4 protein-coding genes and 1 pseudogene are annotated in these 5,704 nt (G+C 72.9%); all 5 read right to left on the bottom strand.

The annotated features are described in order from the left end of the window. Positions 1–445 (bottom strand): NAD-dependent epimerase/dehydratase family protein (locus ACFU6K_RS29550; RefSeq protein WP_380668123.1); only part of this gene is annotated, 445 nt, incomplete at its 3' end. A gap of 125 nt (positions 446–570) precedes the next feature. Beyond that, positions 571–1,272 (bottom strand): annotated as a pseudogene (locus ACFU6K_RS29555) (NDP-sugar synthase); the annotation flags it as partial. Positions 1,273–1,347: 75 nt separating this feature from the next. Further along, entirely contained in the window at positions 1,348–2,340 is a 993-nt protein-coding gene (locus ACFU6K_RS29560) for an SDR family NAD(P)-dependent oxidoreductase (protein WP_380668125.1), read from the bottom strand. Between the two features lie 157 nt (positions 2,341–2,497). Then, entirely contained in the window at positions 2,498–4,024 is a 1,527-nt protein-coding gene (locus ACFU6K_RS29565; protein ID WP_380668127.1) for a hypothetical protein, read from the bottom strand. A gap of 73 nt (positions 4,025–4,097) precedes the next feature. Then, positions 4,098–5,612, bottom strand: a complete 1,515-nt coding sequence (gene pelF, locus ACFU6K_RS29570) for a GT4 family glycosyltransferase PelF (RefSeq protein WP_380668129.1) — start codon at positions 5,610–5,612, stop codon at positions 4,098–4,100. Positions 5,613–5,704: the final 92 nt, after the last annotated feature.

Below are 5,704 nucleotides of genomic sequence, written 5' to 3' on the forward strand. Positions count from 1 at the left end.
GGTCCAGCGGCGAGCCGGCCACCGCGAGGGAGCCGGCCAGCTTGGTCGCGCCGTACACGCCGACCGGGCGGGCGTCGGCGTCCTCGGCGAGCGACTCGCCCCGCGCGCAGACGCCGTACTCGCCGGCCGAACCGATGTGCACCAGGCGGGCCTTCGGGGCGCCGAGGGAGAGCGCCTCGCAGAGGACCGCCGGGCCGCGGGCGTTCACCTCGGCGAGCTTGACCGCGCTGCCGGCCACCGCGCCGGCGAAGTTGACCACCGCGTCGGGGGCCAGCGCGGACAGTTCCTCGCCGAGCGGGCCGGCCTGGGCGGTGGCCAGGTCCAGCCGGAGGTCGTGGGCGGGCCGCCGGCCCGCGGTCAGCACGGTGGCACCGGGCACTGACCGCAGGACGGCGGTGGCGTGACGGCCGAGGAAGCCGTCGCCGCCGAGGAGCAGAATTCTCACGCGGCCCGTCCGTCGCTCTCGACGCCCGCGGTGGCGGGCTCGGCGGTCACGTCGTCCGGGGCGGTGCGGGCGGCCGGGATCGGCAGCTCCGCGACACCCGGTGTGATGCCGCTCGACTCGAAGGGCATCAGGACCGGACGGATGGTGGAGAACTCGGCGTTGGCCCGGTCGTAGTCGTCGGGCCGGCCGATGTCCAGCCAGTAGCCGCCGAACTCGTAGGCGGCGGGCGGGGTCTTGGCGGCCAGCAGGTCGAGCACCAGCTCGTCGAAGCCCAGCGGCAGACCGGGGGTGTACGTGGCCAGCGCCGAACGGGAGACGCCGTACACGCCCATCGAGACGCGGTAGTCGATGCTGGGCTTCTCTTGGAAGCCGGTGATGGTGCCCTCTTCGGAGGTCAGCACGCCGAAGTCGATCTTGACTTGGCGGGCGTAGGTGGCGATGGTCAGCGGGGCGCCGGACGCCTCGTGGTGCTTGAGCACCCCGGCGAAGTCCAGGTCGGTCAGGATGTCGCCGTTCATCACCAGGAAGTGCTCGGGCAGGCGCTCCTGCATGGTGAGCAGCGGGCCCATGGTGCCGAGCGGGCTGTCCTCGACGGCGTAGCCGACCCGCAGGCCCCACTGCGAGCCGTTGCCGACGTAGGCGCGGATGATGTGGCCGAGGTGGCCGATGGCCAGGGTGACGCTCTGGAAGCCCGCGGCGGCGAGCTGGCGCATCACGATCTCCAGGATCGCGTGCTGGTCGCCGATCGGGACGAGCGGCTTGGGAAGCGCGGTGGTGTACGGGCGGAGACGGACGCCCTTACCGCCGGCCAGGATCACTGCGTGCATGGTGTTTCCCCCACGGAAAGGATGTGCAGGACACGAACCTTGGTTACCAGGACGAGCAAGATCGGTCGGGGCGGGTCAGACGTTGTAGATGTCGGTCTTGTAGCGGGCCAGGTTGGCCGGGTCGCGGAAGAACTCGATGGTCTGCTCCAGGCCCTGCTCCAGGCTGAACTCCGGGGCCCAGCCGGTGGCCTCGCGCAGCCGGGTCGCGTCCGCGACCAGGCGCATGACCTCGGAGTTGGTCGGACGGATGCGCTGCTCGTCCTCCTTCACCACCAGGTCCACGCCCATCAGCTTGCCGACCAGGGTGACCAGGTCGCCGACCGAGATCTCGCCGCCGGTGCCGGCGTTGAAGGTCCGGCCGACCACCGTCCCGGCGGGCGCGGTGCCCACCGTGCGGAAGGCGTTGGCGGTGTCCTTGACGAACGTGAAGTCGCGGGTCGGGCGCAGGTCGCCGAGGGTGATCTCGGTCTGGCCGGCCGCGACCTGGGCGATCACGGTCGGGATGACGGCGCGCATCGACTGGCGCGGGCCGAAGGTGTTGAACGGACGCAGGGTGACGACCGGGGTCTCGAAGCTGGCGTGGTAGCTGTCGGCCAGCCGGTCCCCGCCGGCCTTGGAGGCGGCGTACGGGGACTGGGTGTTGATCGGGTGGTCCTCGGTGATCGGCACGGTCTGCGCGGTGCCGTACGTCTCGCTGGTGGAGGTGTGCACCAGACGGGGGATCTCCTGGTGGCGCACCGCCTCCAGCACGTTCAGGGTGCCGGTGACGTTGGTGTCCACGTACGAGTGGGGGGCGCGGTAGGAGTACGGGATCGCGATCAGGGCGGCCAGGTGGTAGACCGCCTCGGTGCCCTTGACCAGGCCGTTGACCGAGCCCGGGTCCCGGACGTCGCCGAGGACGATCTCGACCGAGTCCAGCACCTCCTCGGACAGGGTCTCCAGCCAGCCGAAGGACGAGAACGAGTTGTACTGGACCATCGCGCGGACGTGGTGCCCGTCGGCGACCAGGGTCTCGACGAGGTGGGAGCCGATGAAGCCCTCGGCTCCAGTAACCGCAACGCTGCTCATGCGGATGTCGCTTTCTCGATCTGCCGGGGCGGCCGGACGCTCTGGGGCCCGGCCGCCGTTGGCCCGGTGGGTGTCTCGGGTGGAACGGGTACGGCGGTGCACGCGAAGGAGGCGTGCGGGATATTCGATGTGTTCAGCGGTGCTGGGTGGTGCGTTTTCAGCGGTGCTGGGTGGTGCGGCCGAGCGCGGGCCCGGCCAGTGCGGTGAGGACGAGGGCGGCCGTCCCGCAGCCGATCAGCTGTAGGACGATCGGGTCCGCACCCGCCAGCAGCCCGGCGCTCTCGGCGACCGCGGCGGCCAGACAGACGAGGGCGGTGCTCCAGCTGAACCCGAAGGCGTTCAGCAGCAGCGCCAGCCAGAGCGAGCCGCCGAGGAGCAGCATCGCGCCGAGCTGCGGCACGCCGAGCGCGGGGGCGCCGGGCCACAGCACGGTCGCGGCGGCGTCCAGCGCGGCCACGGTGGTGAGGTAGATGAACAGGCAGCCGAGCAGGATCCCGCCGGTGCGGCGGGTGAACTGGCCGCTGGTGTGGCTGGTGCGCAGGGCGGCCACCGCCATCGCCCGGTAGCGGAAGAGCAGCCACTCGGCGAGGCCCAGGCTGAGCGTCAGCGCGATCATGGCCGGTCCGGTCGGGGTGGTCGACGTCCCCTGCGCGGGGTGGCCGCCGGACTGCACGGCCTGGTGGATCGTCCCGCCGAGGCCGGCGATGAGCGTGAGCGCGCCGCAGGCCAGACCGAACAACAGGTGCGGGACCTCCTGGCGGACCGGCAGCCTCAGCTCGACGGACTCGCGTTCGCCGCCGCGGATGCAGACCAGCAGCTCCCGGACGGCCAGGCCGACCGCCAGCACCAGCGAGACGAGCAGCACGACCGTACGGACCGGCTGCGGGACGTCCGCCGCCAGCACCACGCCCGCGCCGACCGAGGCCGGGGCCAGCGCCAGCAGCAGGAACTTCTCCCGCCCGAGCACCAGCAGCACGGTGGCCGCGCCCAGGTAGCAGGACTGCCCGGCGGCGAAGCACAGCGCGCCCAGCGGCCCGCCGACCACGTACGCGGCGGCCGCCGCGACCAGCGCGCCGACCGGGGCGCCGACGGCCAGGCAGACCGCGGCCTCGCGGCGGCGCAGCCGGCCCAGCCAGCGGTAGGAGCGGTGCGCCAGCGCCTGGTTGAAGCCCCAGCTGACCAGCGTGGCGACGGACAGCGCGAGCATGCCCGAGGGCAGTCCGAAGCGCATCCGGGTGGTCGCGAACAGGTTGGCGCCGAGCAGGTAGCCGAGCCCCGGCAGGGCGAACACCAGGCCGCGCACCACGCAGCGCCAGGGGTCGGCCCGCCAGGGGTTGGCGAACTCGGAGCTCGGGCCGGGGTAGCGGCGCTCGACCTTCTCGAACAGTTCCTCGGCGACGGTGAACGCGTCGGGGCGGCCGTACAGCAGGGCGGCCTGCTCGTCCGAGAGGCCGTCGGACTCCAGGAAGGCCGCGATCTCGTACGGGTGGACGGCGTCGGCGCAGACGTCGCGCAGGCGCTCGGCGAGCTCGTCCAGCGGGTCCGCGGGGAGGTAGAGCGAGTCCTCCGGCTCCTGCTCCGGCTCCGGCGGGGCGGGGCGGCGGCGCTTGAGCGGCAGGGCGCGCAGCTGCACGGTCTGGTCGGGGCCGGCCTCGCCCGGAATCAGTCGCAACGGACCGCTCATGCTTTGACCTCGCTGTGCTCGGCGGCCGCTGAGCGGGACACGCGCCTCTCGATGGTTCTGTCGCCGGGCCCGTTCACGCTCCGACCTCGCTCGGCTCGGGGCGGGCGGCGGCCAGCTGCTGGTCCCAGTCGGGGCTGGGGACCTGGTCGGTGACGGCGACCATGCCGCCGGGCATCCAGCGGGCGGTGCCCAGGAGTTCGGTGTAGATGCCGCGGAAGCCGTCGATGTTCTGGCGGAGGGTGAACTGCTCGATCACCCGCAGCCGGGCGCCCTCGCCGAGCCGGGCGCGCCGTTCGGCGTCGCGCAGCAGCTCGATCGCGGCGGCCGCCATCGGTTCGGGTTCGCGCGGCGGGACGACCAGTCCGGTGTCGCCGACGGCCTCGCGCACGCCGCCGACGTCGGTCGAGACGGTCGCGCGGCCGCAGGACATCGCCTCGATCAGGGTGAACGGGAAGCCCTCGCTGATGCTGGAGAGCATGACCACGTTGCCCGCCGCGTACGCGTCGGTGATGTCGGCGACGCGGCCCTCGAAGGCCACCGACTCGGCTATGCCGAGCTCGGCGGCCAGGGCTATGCAGCCGTCCCGGTACGCCTCGCCGCCCTTGGGGGTGCCGCCGAAGAGCCGCAGTCGCGCCTCGGGGATCTCCCGCTGGACGATGGCGAAGGCCCGGATCAGCGTCTCCAGGTCCTTGATCGGGTCGACCCGGCCGGCCCAGCTGAGGGTCGGCGTCTCGGGCTCGGGGCCGGCCGGCGGGAAGGCCGCCGGGTCCACCCCGTTGTAGACGGTGCGGATGTGCGAGGACGGCGTGCCGCCGCGCTCCTCCCAGCGCCGGTTGTACCGGTTGCCGGGGGTGACCAGGGCGGCCTGCCGGTAGCTCTCCTCGGCGAGCATCCGGTAGAAGCCGAGCAGCAGCGCCTTGACGGGCCAGCGGTAGGGGCCGGTGCGGTAGCCGAGGTAGCGCTCGCGCAGGTAGATGCCGTGCTCGGTGAGCAGAAACGGTACGCCGTACTGCTGGGCGGCGATCAGCCCGGGCAGGGTGGCGAGGCCGCCGCTGGCCGCGTGCGCGACGCCGTCCTTGGGCGGCTCGACCGAGAGCGGCCGCAGGGCGTGCTCCAGCAGGTCGGTGGCGTTCAGGGCGTCGTGCAGGGTGGGCCGGGAGACGGCGGTCGGCAGGTAGTCGCGGGTCCAGACCTGCTGGAGGGTGCGCAGCGCGCGCTCGCTGCGCAGCGCCGGGCTGAGCAGCCCGTGCCGGGCGAGGTCGGCGAAGTTGTACAGCTCGGTGCCGAAGTGGGTGGTGTAGACCGGGTCGAGGATGGAGTGCAGGAAGCGCTCGTACGCGTTGAGGAAGCGCCGCATCTCCTTGCCGCGGGGCGGTCGGCCCTCCGAGGCGGGCCCCCACAGCGGCGCGGTGGTGACCGACCGTACGTTGGCGGGCAGTTCCCAGGCCAGTGGTTCGTGGCCGGTTCCGGTGACGGCGATGACGTCGAACTCGACGTCCGGCATGCCCTGAACGAGCTGGTCGCACCAGACGCTCACGCCGCCGTGCTGGTGCGGATACGTCCCCTCGGTGAGCAGGGTGACGCGCATTCCTGTCCCCCCTCCTGTTCTTGCGTAGGTTCCGGCCTGGATGACCGGAACGGGAGCCGTGGCGGGGCCGGGCCGGGCGACCGGCCCGACCC

The sequence above is a fragment of the Kitasatospora sp. NPDC057512 genome (assembly GCF_042802135.1).
Taxonomy (GTDB): domain Bacteria; phylum Actinomycetota; class Actinomycetes; order Streptomycetales; family Streptomycetaceae; genus Kitasatospora.